This window comes from Neisseria sp. P0022.S010, from assembly GCF_051956635.1.
This window is the reverse complement of record NZ_JBQCXF010000541.1, coordinates 1-1985: the sequence shown is the minus strand read 5'-3', so window position 1 is coordinate 1985 and position 1985 is coordinate 1. Positions and strand designations below refer to the sequence as shown.

The 1985-nt window shown below is 52.6% G+C and carries 1 protein-coding gene and 1 pseudogene; one reads left to right on the top strand and one right to left on the bottom strand.

The features are described from left to right. Positions 1-339: pseudogene (locus ACTHUT_RS19160) on the bottom strand (tetraacyldisaccharide 4'-kinase); the annotation flags it as partial. 181 nt (positions 340-520) lie between these two features. On the opposite strand from ACTHUT_RS19160, the gene xseA reads away from it, so the two are divergent. Beyond that, positions 521-1870, top strand: a complete 1350-nt coding sequence (xseA, locus tag ACTHUT_RS19155; RefSeq protein WP_250600121.1) for an exodeoxyribonuclease VII large subunit — start codon at positions 521-523, stop codon at positions 1868-1870. Positions 1871-1985 lie beyond the last annotated feature (115 nt).

The following is a 1985-nucleotide window of genomic DNA, read 5'->3' as shown; positions in this document are numbered from 1 at the left end:
ACCTGCATCTGCCGCACTGCTGGCTGTATTCAATACATGAACCGTCTTAATCTTGCGTCCGTAACCTCAGCTGATGATGCCGACCTTAACGCCCTTTTCCTGCAAACCCGACACCAGCGCGGCGACTATCGGCGTTTTCCCTGTTCCGCCTGCATGGATATTGCCGACCACCACCACCGGCACAGGCAATTTTTCGCTTTTCAGACGGCCTGAAACAAAATCATCGCGCCGTTTTGCCGCAATTTTGGCAAACAGCTTGGATAATGGTTTTAACAGCAAAGACAAAAACGGATTTGGGGATTGCCAATGGCGTTCGATAATTTGGTGGAGTTTGGGCATACGCACGGCTTTTGAAGCGAAAATCAAACGATAATATAACACAAGCCCGCCCAGACAAGGCCGTCTGAACATGCGGCTTTGATAATATTAAAACAAAGGGCGCAAGTTTCATGAAAACGAATACAACGAATCGCTCTAAAACCCTTATAATTCAGCTTTCCCAAATTTTTCCTGTTTCGCAATGTCCGAACTTTTCGCGCCCTCCTCCATTTCCGTATCCGAACTCAACGCCCTTGCCAAAGCCTTGCTGGAAGACCATCTCGCAGGCTTGTGGATTGCCGGTGAAGTATCCAACCTGACCCGTGCCGCCAGCGGACATTATTATTTCTCGCTCAAAGACAGCCGCGCGCAGGTGCGTTGCGCGATGTTTAAGGGTGCGGCCATGCGCTTGGCAAAGCCTTTGAAAGAAGGCGACCATATCGAAGTATCAGGAAAAATCAGCATTTATGAAGCGCGGGGCGAATTTCAAATTACCGTAAATGAGGTGCGGCTCAAAGGTTTGGGGCAGCTTTACGAAGCCTATGAACGATTGAAAGCGCAGTTGCAGGCGGAAGGCGCGTTTTCAGCGGAACGCAAAAAACCGTTACCCACCCGTCCGCAATGTATCGGCATCGTCACCAGCCTGGCGGCGGCGGCTTTGCGCGATGTCGTGACCACCTTAAACCGCCGCGCGCCCGAAATTCCCGTTATCGTTTATCCGACACCCGTTCAAGGCACAGGCAGCGAGTTGCAAATTGCCCAAGCGATTAAAACCGCTTCGTTACGCGCCGAGTGTGATGTGCTGATTGTCTGTCGTGGCGGCGGCAGCATTGAAGACTTGTGGGCGTTTAATGAAGAGCCGGTTGTACGCGCCATCGAAGCCTGCGCGATTCCCGTCGTCAGCGGCGTAGGCCACGAAACCGATTTCACGCTCGCCGATTTTGTTGCCGACGTGCGCGCACCGACACCGACCGGTGCGGCAGAGCTGGTCAGCCCCAACCGCCAAGAATCGCTACACCGCCTCGCCCAAGCGCAAGGCCGTCTGAAAACCGTTTTGGAGCAACGATATTTCGATGCTAGCCAAAAACTCGACTGGCTGGCGCGGCAAATCCGTCATCCGCGCCAAAAACTTGACGAGCAGCGCACCTCAATCAGCAAGCTGGCGCAAATGCTGTCTTACTCGATGACGCAAAACCTCCGTGCCCACACCGCCCGTTTTGAACGCCAAACCCAAACCCTGAAACATTGCCGTCCTAATGTTTCCGTTTACACACAAAATATCGACCGCTTTCAGACGGCCTTGTCGCACTCCTTCCGCCAGCTGCTTGTCCACCGACGTCAAAGCCTGACCGCCCAAGCCGCATTGCTCGAAGCCGTATCGCCGCAACATATTCTGGAGCGCGGCTTTTCCGTCGTCAAAAACACACGCGGACAAGTTATCCGCAATGCCGATATGTTGAAACAAGGACAGAAACTGCACATCACTTTTGCCGACGGCGAAACCGACGTACGCGTAACCAAAGAGCAGGCGCAGGGCGAGTTGTTTGACTGACAAAATAAAGGCCGTCTGAAACTTTATGCGATTGAAGCGAAACTATGTCTGCCTTTTAAAAATCCTTAACCAACCAATGCGGTATAATGCCTCATCTGCACACGCAGCATATACG